Annotated in this window: 13 protein-coding genes; 4 read left to right on the forward strand and 9 right to left on the reverse strand. The window is 61.3% G+C overall.

Going from position 1 to position 15,988, the window contains the following annotated elements:
• Positions 1-168: 168 nt before the first annotated feature.
• On the forward strand, positions 169-1,149 hold the full coding sequence (locus tag RH950_RS12095; protein ID WP_350057044.1) for an SPOR domain-containing protein: 981 nt from the start codon (positions 169-171) through the stop codon (positions 1,147-1,149).
• A 71-nt stretch (positions 1,150-1,220) separates the two neighbouring features.
• Here the strand turns inward: RH950_RS12095 and RH950_RS12100 are convergent, their stop codons facing one another.
• Positions 1,221-1,550: a DMT family transporter gene (locus tag RH950_RS12100; RefSeq protein WP_350057046.1), complete on the reverse strand. Its 330-nt coding sequence runs from the start codon at positions 1,548-1,550 to the stop codon at positions 1,221-1,223.
• Between the two features lie 230 nt (positions 1,551-1,780).
• On the reverse strand, positions 1,781-2,512 hold the full coding sequence (locus RH950_RS12105; protein ID WP_350057048.1) for a GGDEF domain-containing protein: 732 nt from the start codon (positions 2,510-2,512) through the stop codon (positions 1,781-1,783).
• Positions 2,513-2,751: 239 nt separating this feature from the next.
• On the opposite strand from RH950_RS12105, the gene RH950_RS12110 reads away from it, so the two are divergent.
• Positions 2,752-3,561 carry an EipB family protein gene (locus RH950_RS12110; protein WP_350057050.1) on the forward strand — a complete coding sequence of 270 codons (810 nt, stop codon included), beginning with the start codon at positions 2,752-2,754 and terminating at the stop codon, positions 3,559-3,561.
• A 20-nt stretch (positions 3,562-3,581) separates the two neighbouring features.
• Here RH950_RS12110 and RH950_RS12115 read toward each other — a convergent pair whose 3' ends face one another.
• The gene (locus RH950_RS12115; RefSeq protein WP_350057052.1) at positions 3,582-4,964 is read right to left on the reverse strand and encodes a DNA polymerase IV; all 1,383 of its coding nucleotides are present in this window, start codon (positions 4,962-4,964) and stop codon (positions 3,582-3,584) included.
• Between the two features lie 3 nt (positions 4,965-4,967).
• Complete coding sequence (locus tag RH950_RS12120) at positions 4,968-5,894, reverse strand: ROK family protein (RefSeq protein WP_350057054.1); 927 nt, start codon at positions 5,892-5,894, stop codon at positions 4,968-4,970.
• Positions 5,895-6,030: 136 nt separating this feature from the next.
• Between RH950_RS12120 and RH950_RS12125 the strand changes: the two genes are divergently transcribed.
• Positions 6,031-6,426, forward strand: a complete 396-nt coding sequence (locus RH950_RS12125; RefSeq protein ID WP_502889766.1) for a response regulator — start codon at positions 6,031-6,033, stop codon at positions 6,424-6,426.
• Positions 6,427-6,432: 6 nt separating this feature from the next.
• Positions 6,433-7,818, forward strand: a complete 1,386-nt coding sequence (locus RH950_RS12130) for a PleD family two-component system response regulator (RefSeq protein WP_350057058.1) — start codon at positions 6,433-6,435, stop codon at positions 7,816-7,818.
• Positions 7,819-7,899: 81 nt separating this feature from the next.
• Here the strand turns inward: RH950_RS12130 and rpmG are convergent, their stop codons facing one another.
• From rpmG to dprA, 5 genes are all read right to left on the reverse strand, one after another.
• On the reverse strand, positions 7,900-8,067 hold the full coding sequence (rpmG, locus tag RH950_RS12135) for a 50S ribosomal protein L33 (RefSeq protein WP_350057060.1): 168 nt from the start codon (positions 8,065-8,067) through the stop codon (positions 7,900-7,902).
• Positions 8,068-8,154: 87 nt separating this feature from the next.
• Positions 8,155-9,633: a S41 family peptidase gene (locus RH950_RS12140; protein ID WP_350057062.1), complete on the reverse strand. Its 1,479-nt coding sequence runs from the start codon at positions 9,631-9,633 to the stop codon at positions 8,155-8,157.
• Between the two features lie 181 nt (positions 9,634-9,814).
• Entirely contained in the window at positions 9,815-12,079 is a 2,265-nt protein-coding gene (rnr, locus tag RH950_RS12145; RefSeq protein ID WP_350057064.1) for a ribonuclease R, read from the reverse strand.
• 13 nt (positions 12,080-12,092) lie between these two features.
• On the reverse strand, positions 12,093-14,753 hold the full coding sequence (gene topA / locus RH950_RS12150; RefSeq protein WP_350057066.1) for a type I DNA topoisomerase: 2,661 nt from the start codon (positions 14,751-14,753) through the stop codon (positions 12,093-12,095).
• A 62-nt stretch (positions 14,754-14,815) separates the two neighbouring features.
• The gene (gene dprA, locus RH950_RS12155) at positions 14,816-15,958 is read right to left on the reverse strand and encodes a DNA-processing protein DprA (protein WP_350057068.1); all 1,143 of its coding nucleotides are present in this window, start codon (positions 15,956-15,958) and stop codon (positions 14,816-14,818) included.
• Between the last annotated feature and the right edge of the window lie 30 nt (positions 15,959-15,988).

The following is a 15,988-nucleotide window of genomic DNA, read 5'->3' on the forward strand; positions in this document are numbered from 1 at the left end:
CCCGCGCAGCGGAATGCCGCCCTTGGGCCAAAACAGTCACCTGATTTCAATGTCATACGCAATCAGGCAGAGACGAGATAAATCAAGATAAATTGCGCTGCTTGCCAATTTCTCAGACATAGGTAAAATAAACTCCAATAAACTATTGATTCACGCGGGGAAATGGATATGAGGCGTGGTCTTCTGATCGCAATATTGCCGGTATTTCTGAGCGGTTGTCTCCCGGTGATTCCCCCGGCGATCAGCCTCGCCACCACCGGATTTACCGGTCTCGCCTTCCTGACCACCGGTAAAAGTACGGCAGACCATGTCATCTCCGCAGCTGTCGATGAAAATTGCTCGATGCTGCGGGTTGTGTTCGGCAATGAGCCGTGTCGCGCCTATACAGAGGATGACGCCAAGCCGCTGACGGAAATCGTCGCCTATTATCCTGGCGATTCCGATGACTGGGTGGACCGGGAGTCGATTCCGCAGGGCGCGGTCACTGGAACGTCGATCCTTAACGCATATTTGGACGGGACCGGCGATGCCGAAAAGGCGGCTGCCGAGGCCGCCGCAGCGCTCAATGCGGAGACGACGGTTGAAGACGACAAGGGGCGTGGAATACCGGCGGCTCTCGGCGCCGGTATTCAGCCGCTCAATGATTTGACTGTCGCCGGGTTTGCGCCGGTTGATCCCGGTTATGCGCTGGCACCGATCGAGTTGAAAAGCGTTGTCTCGGAGGATGATCAACTCGCTTTGCCGGCGGCCTCCCTGGCGAGCTGGAAAATGTCACCGGACACGGATATGTCGAATGACACGCTGACCACCACCGCTGTCAGCGCAACGGAAATGTCCGTCATGCCGGTTCTCCGGCCCGGTCATCGCGACCCGATGCGGCACGATAAAGGGCAGCCTGCCGATCATTTCGTGATGCTCGGCTCGTTCCGGGACAAGGGCCGGGCGGAACATCTGCAGGAAGAGCTTCGGCCTGCATTCGATACCGCCGACTCCAGGCCGGTGCCCGTGATCATGTCAGTGCGCATCAAGGGCAGTCTGTGGCATCGGGTGGCTATCGGCCCGTTCACAGGCAAAGACGCGCTGGTCATGGCTTCCGCACTTGCGCCGGTCTCCGGCAAAAAACCCTGGGCGGCCAAGATCACGAACTGACCGGGTAACCGCCCCGTCATCGGCCGTTTCGTACTGACTGGATCGCATCCGGCTTCCGGGCCGGGTGTTTTCTAGTGTCCGGTGCTTTTTGAGAAAACATGGATGATCGTGACACCGGCCACGATAAGCATCAGTCCGATGACAGCGGCAAGGTCCGGGATCTGCTTGTAGATGACGGCCCCGGCCACGGTCACCAGCACAATCCCGATGCCGGCCCAGATGCCGTAGGCGATGCCGACGGGTATCTCCCGCAGACAGAAACTCAACAGGACGAAGGCGGCACCATAGGCCACCAGGACGATTGCCGATGGCAGGACAACCGTGAACCCGTTGGTTGCCTTCAGCGCCATCGTGCCGATGACCTCGGCAATGATAGCGAGGGCGAGAAAGAGGTAAGCCATGCGGCTTGCTCCCGTCAGAGCTCCGGATCAGCAGCTTCCCGGGCGGGTGCTTCGGGTCGCCGGCAGGCCGAACCTAGGCATTTCAATCCGGGTGGGCAACTGGAGGCTGAGGCGGAGCGAAAAGAAAAAGAGGGAGCTGATTGCTCAGCTCCCTCAGGTTTGCTCTGGGTGCTTGCCGACAGAGGAGGCAAAATGCCCGTATCGACAAGTAGGTTGCACGCCAGGGTCAGCTACAGCGCCGAGAACGGACTGTTCTGCTTCCGCGCGTACATTGCGCGGTCGACCCTGTCGAGCAATTCGGTTTCAGTGTCGTCCGGACTGTAGGAGTCATGGCCGACACTCGCATGAAGGTGGATGGAGGACCCGTTCCACTGCAGGGTCCGTGTATTCAGTTCCTGATCAAGCGCAGTGATCCGCGCGGTCGCTTCGTCGTCATTGGCGCCCGGCATGATGACGGCAAACTCGTCGCCGCCAAGACGCGCGATGCTGTCTGTTTCCCGGGTCCGCGACTGCAGGATGCTGGCAACAGTTACAAGCAGTGCGTCGCCTGCCATATGTCCATAGGTGTCATTGACAGCCTTGAACTTGTCGAGGTCGATCAGCAGCAGGGCTCCTGTCAGGCCCTGGCGCTTGGCCGCAGCAAGAGCGCTCTGCAGGCGATCGCTGAAACCACGGCGGTTCAACAGTCCGGTGAGCTCGTCCGTGACCGACAGCCCCTCGAGGAAAGCAATCCGCTTTTCCTGCCGGGCGATCCGGTTCTCGGCCTCGGTCATTGCGATCATGGCGAGACGCAGAGCAATCTCCGTATCATCAAGATCCTGGTCCTTTACGATCTGAGAGGCGCGATCCGCGATGTCCGCCGGCATGCGGGAGAGCAGGCTGCCGACATCAAGATTTGCGAACGCATTCGTCAAGTTCGTATCTTCCAGCTTCTGGGTCTGCGGGTGCATGAGGTTCGGCATGTCACACCACCTAACTGTTGTTTCTCGCCCTCTAGGGAGTGCATGGCCCATGCCACGGGTTAGGTGATTTGGAAGTGATTGAAATTAATCGAAAAATTCTTTCAATACCCGGTTACAATTTCCCGGTGTCACGCCATATGGATAAGCAGGCGGAAGGAATTGCCGGGCACAGGGCAAGCTATGCCGGGTCATTGCCGCATCATTGAATGCCTGGTTCCGTTGAGCCGCAGGAGGTCTGATTGAAGTCCGCTCTGAAACTGATCGCGCTGGTTCTCGCCGTCGTCGCCGCGCCTGGCACGGCGACGATCCCTGTCGCGGCCGCGTCGGTCAACCAACTCGTGCCGCACAAAGCACTCTACCGGCTGTCATTAAAGGGTTCGTCCGGTACCAACGATGTTTCGGCTGTGGGCGGCCAGATGGCGTTTGAATGGCGCGACGCGTGTGACGGCTGGGCAATCAATCAGCGCAACCTGATGCTCCTGGAGAGCGCGGAAGGCGTGATGCGCAGCGTCGATTCCAGGATGACCACCTGGGAAGCCAAGGATGGCTCGTCTTTCCGCTTTATCATCGACAAGGACTTTGGTGCCGGTGGTGGCGAGATCGTAGAAGGCCGGGCGCAGCGGACGGGGACGGGGGCAGTGACTGCCCGATTCACCGCTCCAAGCGAGGTTGAGATGGATCTGCCGGCGGACGTGATGTTCCCGAGCCAGCATACTCTGGCCCTGCTCGACAGCATCGCCGCCGGCGAGAAGTTTTTCGCGGCATCATTATTTGATGGCTCGGAATTCGAGCCAGCGGGTTTTGTCTCCGCTGCCATAGGCCTGAAGATTGTACCCGAAGGCGAGGCGGACCCGCTGATCTCCGGGCCGTACTGGCCTGTCCGATTGGCCTTCTTCGGACCGGAGAACAAGACCGAGTCTCCGGATTACGAACTCGCCGTCGATCTGCATGAAAACGGTATCGCCCGGCGGCTCGAGATTCATTTCAAGGACTTCACGGTAGACGTTGCGTTGCAGCGTCTTGAACGCTTCCAGCCTGGAGGCTGTTAACCGGCCGGCGCGCCGCCCAGTCAGTGATCACTGTCATTCTCTTCGGAAACGCGGGCACTCACGCCCTGTTTCTCGATGGCTTTTCTGAAGCCGCGGCCCTTCTCTATCGCCTTCGTGCCGAGCTTTGCCCGCACGGCATCCATTGCATGTTCCACTTTCCGGCGGTGCTCCATTCCGGGATCTGCCAGATCGGGCAGGTCGGCGCCGTCCGGGGCGGCCAGATCCGAAACACCGATACCCATCAGGCGGAACCGGCGGCCATCGGTTTCGCGTTCGAGGAGATGTCTGCCGGCGCGATAGAGTGTGTCCGCCATCTGCGTCGAGCCGTGGTGGTGCAGCTGACGGGTGATGCTCTTGAAATCCGACGTCTTCAGCTTCAGGACGATTGTCCGGCCACTGAGGGCCTTGGTCTTCAGCCGGCCGGAAAGTTCCTCGCACAGGCGCCAGAGGATCGGATCGAGTACGCCGAGTTCGGAAATGTCGTCTGCAAATGTGGTTTCGCAGGAGACGCTCTTGGCTGGTGATCGTGGCTCGATCTTGCGATCGTCCCGGCCGTGGGAGAACCGGGCCAGACGCGTGCCAATGCTGCCATAGCGGCGGATCAGGGCCGCTTCTTCCATGCCCTGCAGATGGCCGACAGTCTCGACACCGTCGCTTCGCAGTTTTTCGTGCAGCGCCTTGCCGACACCCCAGATCGTTGTCACTGGCCGGTTTTTCAGGAAGGAGAGTGCTTCTTTTTCGCCAATGGCGGCGAAGCCCCGGGGCTTGTCGAGATCGGACGCCACTTTGGCAAGGAACTTGTTGTAGCTCAGCCCGATCGAGGCCGTAACACCGGTCTCTGCCTCGATCCGGGCGACCAGTCGGCACAATGTTTCCGCGGGAGGCGCGTGATGCAATCGATCCGTGCCGGAGAGGTCGAGAAACGCCTCGTCGATGGAGATCGGCTCGACCATCGGCGTGACCGACAGCATCAGCTCGCGGATCTGTTTGCCGACGCGGCTGTATTTCTGCATATCCGGTTTGATCACAACGGCACCGGGGCAGGCCGCGAGCGCCTTGAACATGGGCATCGCCGAACGAACGCCGTATGTCCGCGCTACATAGCACGCAGCCGAAACCACCCCCCGCCGGCCGCCACCGACGATCACCGGTTTGCTGCGCAGCTCGGGATTGTCCCTTTTCTCGACAGTGGCGTAGAAGGCGTCACAGTCGATATGCGCGATGGGGAGGGTTCTAAGTTCGGGATGTGACATCATCCGTGGCGAGCCGCATTTCGGACAGCGGGCATCACCATGCAATGCCATTCCGGCGAGCCATGTAAAACAATCCCGGCATAATACCGGAGGATCGGAAGAATGCTCGGTCACGGTCGCAGTCCTGTCGCAGCCATGTTGGCCGGTCATTTCCTAACGGGAGGGCGGCCAAAGCCACGCGGCTCCCCTGACACCACTCGAATCGCCATGCCTGGGTGGGCTCAATCTGGTTTCGACACTATCTGAAAATATGTGCGGCTCCCAGAGCGTCGGCACAGTGTCATAGAGCCTGCGGATGTTGGACAGGCCGCCGCCAAGCACTATGATGTCAGGGTCGAGAATATTGATGACATGGGCGAGGGCCCGCGCCAGCCTTTCCTCATATTTTCTCATGATGGCATCCGCCAGCGGGTCGCCCGCGGCCGCGAGGGCTTCTATCTCGCGCGCGGTGCACTCCTTTCCACTGGCTTCGGCATATTGCCGCTCGAATGCGGGGCCGGAGAGAAAGCTCTCGATGCAGCCGTGCCGTCCGCAATAGCAGAGAGGACCGGGGCGCTCGTCGTCCAGTGGTGCCGGCAGCGGATTATGCCCCCATTCACCGGCGATGGCATTGCGGCCCTCAAGACATTCTCCGCGGATTGCAATTCCCGCTCCGACGCCGGTACCCAGGATGACGCCGAACACAATCTCCGCATCCCGGCCGGCGCCGTCTACGGCTTCTGATACAGCGAAGCAGTTCGCGTCGTTCTGCAACCTGACGGGGCGATCCAGGGCCTCCTCCAGATCTTTCTGCAGCGGTTTTCCGATCAACCAGGTCGAGTTGGCGTTCTTGACCAGGCCGGTATCCCGCGACGCGGCACCGGGCATGCCGATCCCGACCGTGCAGGTCTGCCCAATACGGCTCTCCGTCTGGTGCACCAGGCCTGAAATGGTTGTGATCGTGGCCGAATAATCGCCCTTGCGGGTCGGGACCCTTTCCTGCGCGACAACAGCCCCGGAGGGGTTCAGCGCGACGGCTTCGGTTTTCGTTCCGCCGAGATCAATCCCGATCCTGAAACCGGACGGGCCGAACTGCCTCATTCCCAGCTCCGCTTAGTTCATTGGTGTCTTGCGTTGGAAGGGTTTAGACTGTTTATTCATTTGTTAGATATTATTTTTTTACCCTGTCCCTGGGACATACGGGTAATCGAGCGGCAGGCTCGAACCAGCGGGTCGGATGGAGGACATAGTGACGGCAGAAACGTCGGTCGAAAAAACAGTACTTATCGTTGAGGATAACGAACTCAACATGAAGCTGTTTCACGATCTGCTGGAAGCGCACGGATACAATATTCTCGGCACGCGCGATGGCATGGAAGCATTGAAGATCGCTCGAGAGAAGCGTCCGGATCTTATCCTGATGGACATTCAGTTGCCTGAAGTTTCGGGCCTGGAAGTCACGAAATGGATAAAGGAAGACGACGACTTGAGTTCGATTCCCGTCATTGCCGTCACGGCTTTTGCCATGAAAGGTGACGAGGAGAAGATCAGGGAAGGTGGCTGTGAGGCGTATATCGCCAAACCTATTTCAGTCAGCCATTTCCTGGAGACGGTTCAGAAGTTCCTCGGGTAGACGGTCATGCCCGGACGCGTACTTGTCGTCGACGACGTCCTGCCGAACATCAAGCTGCTCGAAGCAAAGCTGATGAGCGAGTATTTCGATGTTCGAACGGCCACGAATGGTCCCGACGCCCTGGAAATCATCCGGTCGGACACGCCTGATATCGTGCTGCTCGACGTGATGATGCCTGGCATCGACGGCTTCGAGGTCTGCAAGAGAATCCGCAGCAATCCGGCAACCGCACATCTTCCGGTGGTGATGGTGACCGCGCTCAGTGATCCGTCGGACCGGGTGCGCGGTCTTGAGGCCGGCGCGGACGATTTCCTGACAAAGCCGGTGGACGACACGGCCCTGTTCGCCCGGGTCCGTTCCTTGTTGCGGCTGAAGGTCATGGTCGACGAGTGGCTGTTGCGGGAACAGACGTCGGCACATTTCGGCGTGCTGGATACCGCGGTGAGTGGCCTGACCGTCGACTTTCGGGCCGGGCGGATTCTCCTGATCGAAGACAATCCAATCGATGCGGCCAACACACAGAACATTCTGCGCCGCGATGACAATGTCGTTTTCGTCTGCGCCGATCCCGAGGAGGCGCGTCAGATTGCCGTGGAAAAGGATATCGAGCTCATTGTCTGCAGTCTCAATCTGGACGGCGAGGACGCATTGCGTCTTTTGTCGCAGTTCCGGACGACCGAAAAGACACGCCAAATACCGGTCTTGATGACCGGCGAAGTGGACCAGATCGACAAGCTTTCCAAGGCACTCGACCTGGGCGCGAATGATTACATCATGAAGCCGCTGGACAAGAACGAGCTGGCGGCGCGGTCCCGGACACAGATACGCCGCCGCCGGTTTCAGGACCGGTTGCGTGAAAGCTATGAGCGCTCCCTGTCCATGGCGCTGATTGACAGCCTCACGGGGCTCTACAACCGGCGCTATCTGGAAACCTACCTGAAGGGGCTGATGGACAATGCGGTGGAGCGCCGGAAGCCTCTGGCACTCCTGATGCTGGATATCGACCATTTCAAGATCGTCAACGATACCCACGGCCATCTGTTCGGCGACAAGGTTCTGAAGGCAGTGGCCGAAGCTCTCATCAACAGCCTCAGGTCCGTCGACATGATTGCGCGGATCGGCGGCGAGGAATTCGTTGTCGTGATGCCGGATACGACGGAGGAGTTCGGGGAGGCCGTGGCGGAGCGGCTGCGGCGGCGTGTCTCGGAAACCAGCGTGCCTATCGGAGAAACCGGGGAATCCGTTTCGGTCAATATCAGCATTGGCCTGACCATGCGGACGGGCGCGGACAAGACCGTCGAGGACTTGATGAAGCGGGCCGACAAGGCGCTCTACGGAGCGAAGAACGCAGGTCGAAACCGAGTCGTTTCCGATATTCCTGTTTCAGACTGATCCGCAGGCTCTTGCATCTGTGCCCAAATGCAAAACGGGCCGCCGAAGCGACCCGTTCAAGAAACCATCAGCAGGCGCTGCCTACTTGATTTTGGATTCCTTGAAAAGCACATGCTTGCGCACCACCGGATCGTACTTCTTGAGCTGAAGCTTCTCGGTCTGCGTGCGCGGATTCTTCTTCGTAACATAGAAGAATCCGGTGTCAGCGGAGCTGACGAGCTTGATCAAAACAGTCGCGGGCTTGGCCATAGCCGTTCCCCATCGGTCAAAGTGAATTAGAAGGCCGCAAACATATCCATATAAAAGGCTCTGTCAAGCGGCCTGTTTTTGACGCCGTTATTGCGCTTTCGACGGCCATTGCGAGGCGACCAGCGATGCCTCGAAAGCCCGGTCGAACAGGCTGCGCTCTCCCAACAGCTTCAAGGCAAGCGCGAGATCAAGGTCAGCGCCGTCCGCGGCAGGCGTCCTGTCGCCGCAGCGTCCGAGCAGAGCCTCCTGGATGCTGTCATCGAGGTCCTGGGCTATCCGGCGCAGTCGGAGCAACTCGCGGGCGCGTACGGCAGCTGTGCGGGCCGTACCGGCGACATGCTGCAAGGAGGGATCTTCAATCTCATCCGTACAGATCGTCGGATAGACCCCGAGCGGTCCGATCGGATAGCCGGATGGCGTGTACATGCGCGCCCAGGTGATGATCAACTCACCTTCATTCGGCAGGCGGACGATCATTTGTACCGTGCCCTTGCCATATGTCCGGCCGCCGATCAGAACGGCACGGCCGCTGTCCTGCAGCGCACCGGCAACAACTTCGGAGGCCGAGGCTGAATCGTGGTTGATCAGCACGATCAGCGGTATGCCGGCGGCAATGTCCGGTTTGTGGGCGGTGAATTCCTTTACCGAGCGTGCATGCCGGCCCTTGGTCAGCAGGATGCGTCCGTCCCGAATGAACAGATCGGCGATCGCAATGGCATCCCTGAGAACGCCGCCCCGGTTATTTCTCAGGTCGAGGATAATACCGTTCAAGGAGGGCCCGATCTGGGCTGCTGCTTCACCCACTCTGCGGCTGAGACTGGATGCCGTGTCCTCGTTAAAGCTGCGGATCTCGAAATAGGCGCTGTTTCCCTTGTGGGACGGGAACACCGTTTGCTCGATTACTGGAGCCCGTGTGATGCCTGTGGTCCTGTGGGTTTCATCGCTGGATGTTGTCACCCGGACTTTACTGCCGCTCGGCCCGCGCAGGAGGTCCGAGACGGCGACGGCATCGAGCCCGGCAACGGAATTGCCGTCGATTGCGACAATGCTGTCTCCCACCTGCAGGCCGCTGTCGGCTGCGGGACCATCCTTGTAGATTTCTTCGATATAGATCGTGCCGTGATTCTCGAACAGCAGGATGCCGATTCCCGAATATCCCCGCCGGTGCGCCCGGCTTCGGCTCGCTTCCGCCGAGGTGGTGTAGCGGGAGAACCTGTCGAGATCCTGCAGAGCACCCTTGAAGATCGCATCGTAAAGGGCCTCGGGAGATGCCTCCCGGAGTGAGCCGGAGACTTGGCGTCCGCTATCGACGGCTGCTGCCATCAGCATGCTCCAGCGGGCCACGTCATCTGCATCTGGGACGGAAAAGGCGGCGACCTCACGGCCGTTCCGGCCGACAACAATCAGATCACCCTGATCGGCGACAGTCATAGCATTGTCGAGGTTTTTCAGTCCGGACAGGCCGGCAACGGCAAGTGACGGCAGGTCCGTCTCTTCGATATAGAAGCTTGTGATGCCGTCGAAGCCTGCGGAAAACATCCCGGCGGCATCATCGCGGTTGTACACCATCGGGTCCGATGGTGCGCGCGGTGCGGCACAGGCTGTGAGCAGAGCCAGCAGCAGACAGCAAACAGCTATAGTGGGGCTGGATCTGTTCCACCCCGCAAGCGGGGGGAGACCCCACTGTCTGTTTTGGCTCAATGGCTTATCGCTCATCCGGCCACTATAGGCAAAAAAACCGCACACGTCAGCGGGACTTCTTGGTGCGCCCCTTGGCGTCGCCGCCATGGTGTTTTGCCGTCCCCCGCCGGTGGTTCCGTTTCGGGCCCGGTCTGCCGGATCTGCGCCGGTCGCCGGGAATGCCGGACGTGCCGCCCGAGACATAGTCGAGCAGGACACCGCCGGTCAGTGGATCGGCATCGACCAGTTTGACGACCAGCATGTCCCCGATCTTGAAGGTCAGGCCTGTCGCGCGGCCAGCGAGGGAGTGCCGGTGCTCGTCGATATCGTAGAAATCGTTGGGCAGCCGTTTCATAGGCAGCAACCCGTCGGCGCCGACCCCGGCAAGCGCCATGAACATGCCGGCGGAGGCGATACCGGAAACCCGCGCGTCAAAACTGTTGCCGATCTGCTCGCTCAGAAACGCGGCGACATAGCGCGCGATCGCCGTGCGTTCGGCGGCGGCGGCGCGCCGCTCTGTCATCGAAATATGGGCGGCCGTCTCGATGAAATGTTCCGGCTCGATATCGCCCAGACCGTCCTTGCCAAATCCATGCGCGTCGATCAGGGCACGGTGCACCAGCAGGTCCGAATATCGCCGGATCGGCGATGTAAAGTGGGCGTAGCGCCGGAGACCGAGGCCGAAATGGCCGAGGTTGTCGGGGCTGTAGACCGCCTGGCTCTGGCTCCGCAGGACCAGTTCATTGACGGCGGTTTCATGGACTTCGCCGCGCACCTTGGCGAGCAGCTCGTTGAAGGTTTGTGGCCGGATCACGCCGGATGTGCCGAACGGGATCTCGAGCCCCTTGAGAAACTCGGTCAGGGCTCCGACCTTCTCCGGATCGGGTGTCTCATGCACCCGGTACATGCAGGGACGCTTTTTCGCTTCCAGCGTCTCGGCGGCGGCCACGTTTGCCAGCACCATGAATTCTTCGATCAGCTGGTGGCTGTCGAGCCGTTCGCGCGGTTCGATCGAGGCGATCTTGCCATCGTCGCCCAGCACCACCTTGCGTTCCGGCAGGTTGAGATCCAGGGCGCCACGTTGAGTGCGCGCAGCGAGCAGGAGACGGAACGCACCATAGAGCGGCTCTACAACCCCCTCTGGGACGGTTTCGACATCCGCTGTTCCGTCGACCGCAGCCTGCACTTCCTCATAGGTCAGGCGCGCTATGGAGCGCATCAGTCCGCGCATGAATTTGTGGCGGATTTTGTGCCCGCGTGCGTCGATCACCATCTCGACCGCCATGCAGGCACGGTCTTCGTCCGGGCGGAGCGAACAGAGCCCGTTCGAGAGCGCTTCCGGCAGCATCGGCACGACCCGGTCCGGGAAATAGACCGAGTTGCCGCGTTTGCGCGCTTCGTTGTCCAGCGCGTCGCCGGGGCGGACATAATGCGCGACATCCGCGATCGCGACGAGGATGCGATAGCCGCCCTTGTTCTTCGGATCGGTATCGGCTTCGGCATGCACCGCATCGTCGAAATCGCGCGCGTCACTGCCGTCAATGGTGACGAATGGGATATCCCGGAGGTCGGTCCGCTTGCCGAGGGGAACAGGCTTTGACGTCTCGGCCTGGACTATGCAGGCATCGGGAAAAACGGCCGGTATCTCGTGCTCGGCGATGGCGATCAGGCTGACGGCGCGTGGCGCGTTGGCGTCGCCCAGAACTTCGGTGATCCGGACATTCTGCAGCCCCATCCGGCCGCGCGGCAGGATCTCCGCAACAACCAGATCTCCGGGCGTCGCGTCTCCGATGCCGCCGGGCTCCACCACATAGTCGCTGCGGGAGCGGCGGTCCGTCGAGACGATCCGGTAGCCCTTGCCTTCCCGTCGCAATTGCCCGACGACACGCTCCCCGGAGCTTTCGAGGCGCCGCATGATACGGCCGCGATAGCGGTCCTGATCGGTCCTCTCCAGCTTCACCAGCGCCCGGTCTCCGACCCCGACAGACGGCGTCCGGGACGAGAGCGGGATGGTGATGGCCGGCGGAGGGTTCTCCTCCCGCCAGGTAAGCGGGCGCGCGGACGCGTTTCCGTCGTCGTCGATGGCGGTGATGGCGACCACGGTCACTTCCGGCAGGGTGCCGGGCGCCGCCGCGCGACGGTGCCGTCCGAGATCGATCAGGCCTTCCACGGCCAGTTCTTTCAGCATCGCTTTCAGGGGGATTCGATCCGCACCCTTGATGTTGAATGCGCGCGCGATCTCGCGCCGGCCAACCGGTGTCGGGCTGTCTTTGATGAAATCGAGCACGGCCTCGCGGCTGGGCAGGCCGGGCGGCGTCTTGCGCGGGGCCACGCGCTGCGCCGGGCTAATCGTTACCGGCCGCCGCGGCCGGCTTCTTCGCGGCAGGTTTTTTGGCGGCCGCCTTTTTTGCCGGTGCCTTCTTGGCGGCTGTCTTCTTTGCTGCCGGCTTTTTCGCAGCCGCCGGCTTTTTCGCCGGCGCCTTCTTGGTGGTGCCGGATTTCTCGGCCTTGGCCTTGATCAGCTCAATGGCCTGTTCCAGCGTGACGTCTTCAGGCTCTATCGATTTCGGGATCGTCGCGTAGATTTTCAGGTGCTTCACATACGGCCCGAAACGGCCCGCACCGACGGTGATCTGCTTGCCGTCATATTCCCCGAGCTCGCGGCCCGGACTCTTTTTCTTCGGATTGTTGGCGATCAGATCCACGGCCCGGTTGATGCCGATGGTCAGCACGTCGTCCCCTGCCGGGATCGACACATACGTGCTGCCGATCTTCAGATAGGGGCCATAGCGTCCGATACCGGCAAGGATAACCTCTCCGGTTTCCGGATCCGGGCCGACTTCCCGAGGCAGCGCCAGCAGGCCGAGCGCGGTCTCAAGCGTGACGTCCGAAGGGTTCATCCCCTTGGTCAGGGATGCCCGCTTCGGCTTCGGGACCTCATCCGTCTTCTCGCCGAGCTGAACATAGGTCCCGTACGGGCCCTTGCGCATCGAGACGTCGAGCCCCGTTGCAGGATCCTGGCCGAGAATCTTCGGGCCGTTGGCGAGATCGGCCGTGCCGTCCTCGCTGCCGTCGCCGGCTTGCGTCATCTGCCGGGTGAACTTGCATTCCGGATAGTTCGAGCAGCCGATGAAAGCGCCGAACTTGCCAAGCTTCAGGCCGAGCCGGCCATCGCTGCAGGTCGGGCAGGCCCGGATGGTCTCGCCGTTCTCGTCCACCGGAAAGAAGTGCGGGCCGAGTTCCGCATCGAGAGCGGTCAGCACGTCGGAGATCTTCAGGTCCTTGGTCTTGTCGACCGCTTCGGCGAAGGCCTTCCAGAAATCGGTCAGGACCTTTTTCCAGGCGACTGTCCCTTCGGCGATATTGTCGAGGGCATCTTCCAGCTCGGCCGTGAAGTTGTATTGCACGTAGCGGGTAAAGAAGTTGGACAGGAAGGTGGTGACCAGCCGGCCCCGGTCTTCCGGGATGAAGCGGCGCTTGTCGAGGATGACATAGTTCCGGTCCTGCAGGACCTGAAGGATACTGGCATAGGTCGAGGGCCGGCCGATGCCGAGCTCTTCAAGCCCTTTCACCAGACTCGCTTCGCTGTAGCGCGGCGGCGGCTGGGTGAAATGCTGCTCCGCCTTGGGCTCCTCATGGGCCAGCGCTTCACCTTCGGTCACCGAAGGCAGCAGACGCCCGTCCTCGTCTTCCTCTCCGCCTGACGCCGGTTCGTCACGGGTTTCCTGATATAGTTTCAGGAAACCGTCGAAGGTGATGATCGAACCGGTTGCGCGGAATTCCGCCCGATTGTCGGCGGCCTGGATGGTCACCGTGGTCTGGTCCAGCTCGGCGCTGGCCATCTGGCAGGCGACGGTGCGCTTCCAGATCAGCTCGTAGAGCCGGGCCATGTCCTTGTCGAGCTTGCCGGCCATCTCGCGCGGATGACGACGCACGTCTGTCGGCCGGATCGCCTCATGGGCTTCCTGTGCGTTCTTCGACTTGTTCTTGTACATCCGCGGGCTGTTCGGCAGATACCGGTCGCCGAAATTCTTGCCGATATCGTCGCGGATGGCGAAGACGGCGTCCTGGCTGAGCTGGACACCGTCGGTCCGCATATAGGTGATCAGGCCGACAGTCTCGCCACCGAGATCAATACCCTCATAGAGCTTCTGCGCGAGCTGCATGGTGCGCGACGCGCCGAAGCCGAGCTTGCGCGAGGCTTCCTGCTGCAATGTCGAGGTGGTGAACGGCGGATAAGGATTGCGCTTTGTCTGCTTCTTTTCGAGCGAGCGGACCGAATAGGCCCCGTCCTTGATACGGTCGACCGCAGCCTTGGCCGCATCTTCGGTATTGATGGAGAATTTTTGCAGCTTCTCGCCGTCGAGATGGGTCAGGCGGGCGGTGAAATTCTTCCGCTCCTTGGTCCGGAACGCCGCATCGATGGTCCAGTATTCCTCGGAACGGAAGGCCTCGATCTCGGCTTCCCGCTCGCAGATCAGGCGCAGGGCAACGGATTGCACCCGGCCGGCGGACCGGGAACCCGGCAGCTTGCGCCAGAGCACCGGCGACAGGGTGAAGCCGACCAGATAATCGAGGGCGCGGCGGGCCAGATAGGCGTCGACCAGATCCTGGTCGAGTTCGCGCGGATTATCGATGGCATCCAGCACCGCGCGCTTTGTGATCTCGTGAAAGACCACGCGTTTGACGTCGACGCCTTTCAGGGCCTTGCGTTCCGAAAGCACGTTCTGCACATGCCAGGAAATCGCTTCGCCTTCGCGATCCGGGTCAGTCGCGAGAAACAGGCTTTCGGCGCCTTTGACAGCGTTTGCGATTTCCTTGATCTGCTTTTCCGCCCGGGGCTGGGCTTCCCAGATCATGGCGAAATCAGCCTCCGGATCGACCGAGCCGTCTTTCGAGGGCAGGTCGCGGATATGTCCGTAGCTCGCCAGAACTTTGTAGTCACTGCCAAGGTATTTGTTGATCGTTTTGGCCTTGGCCGGCGATTCGACGACGACGACTTTCATGGGCTACCGGACGTCCTTTCCTTGTGGCGGTGGTCCGGCCTTGGCGCCGAAAACCCTCCGGATTACGGAGGGTTATAACGCCGCGCCGCTCTATTCCCCGGATGCCGTTCGGCTTCGCCAGCCAGTTCCGCTTCCAAGAGGATTGTGAGGACCACCGGGGGTGACAATTGGCATCGGCGAATGATTTCGTCAACCGCTAGCGGAGTCGCATCCAGAATCGTCATCACCCGATCACGGGCTTTGTCGTCGATCTCCTCCGTGAATTGAGGGGCGAATTCGGTGCTGCCGAAAAGGTCTGACAGAGGGGGATCCTCACGAACACCTCCGCGGAGCAGCAAGACAAGAATGTCTTCCGCCCGCTCGATCAGATGGGCACCGTCGCGCAGCAGCCCGTTGCTGCCGGCGCAGCGCGGATCCAGCGGTGAGCCCGGCACCGCGCAGACCTCCCGGCCCTGGTCGGCGGCAAACCGTGCGGTGATCAGCGAGCCGGAGCGTTTGGCCGCTTCGACCACCAGGGTGGCGCGGGTCAGGCCGGCGATGATCCGGTTCCGGGCCGGGAAATGGCGGGCCAGGGGGCGGGTGCCGATCGGCGCCTCGGCAAGAAGGGCGCCTTCGGCCGCGATCCGGGTATGAAGCTCCGCGTTTTCGGGCGGGTAGATCACATCTGCGCCGCCCGCGACAACGGCGACAGTGCCGCTCTCCAGCGCCCCCCGATGTGCTGCGGTGTCGATGCCGCGGGCGAGACCGGAGACGACCACGACGCCATGTTCGCCGAGATCGCGGGCGAGCTTTTCCGTGAAGCGGATCGCGTTTCCCGAGGCATTGCGTGCACCGACCACGGCGACCGACGGCTCCAGGAACAGGTGTGGATGCCCGCGCAGGGACAGTGCCGCCGGCGCCCCTTCGATTTCGGCCAGCAGGGCCGGGTAGTCGGGCTCGCCGATCACCAGCAACCGGGCGCCCGCCTGTTCGTTGGCGGCGATCTCTTCTTCAATGTCACGCAAGGCAGGAATCTTCAGTTTGGCGCGCCGGCCGCCCCGGCGGGCAAGTTCAGGCAGCTTTTCCAGGGCCGCGCGCGCCGAGCCGAAACGGACAAGAAGATGCTGGAACGTGACCGGTCCGACATTTTCCGTCCGGATCAGGCGCAGCCGGGCCAGCCTTTCAGCCGGGTCCAGGACTGCTGGTGTTTGAGTTCCTCTGGCCATGACGATCCTCCCGCCACTGCCATGGGCGGG

It is taken from the genome of Nisaea sp. (genome assembly GCF_040217065.1).
GTDB lineage: Bacteria > Pseudomonadota > Alphaproteobacteria > Thalassobaculales > Thalassobaculaceae > Nisaea.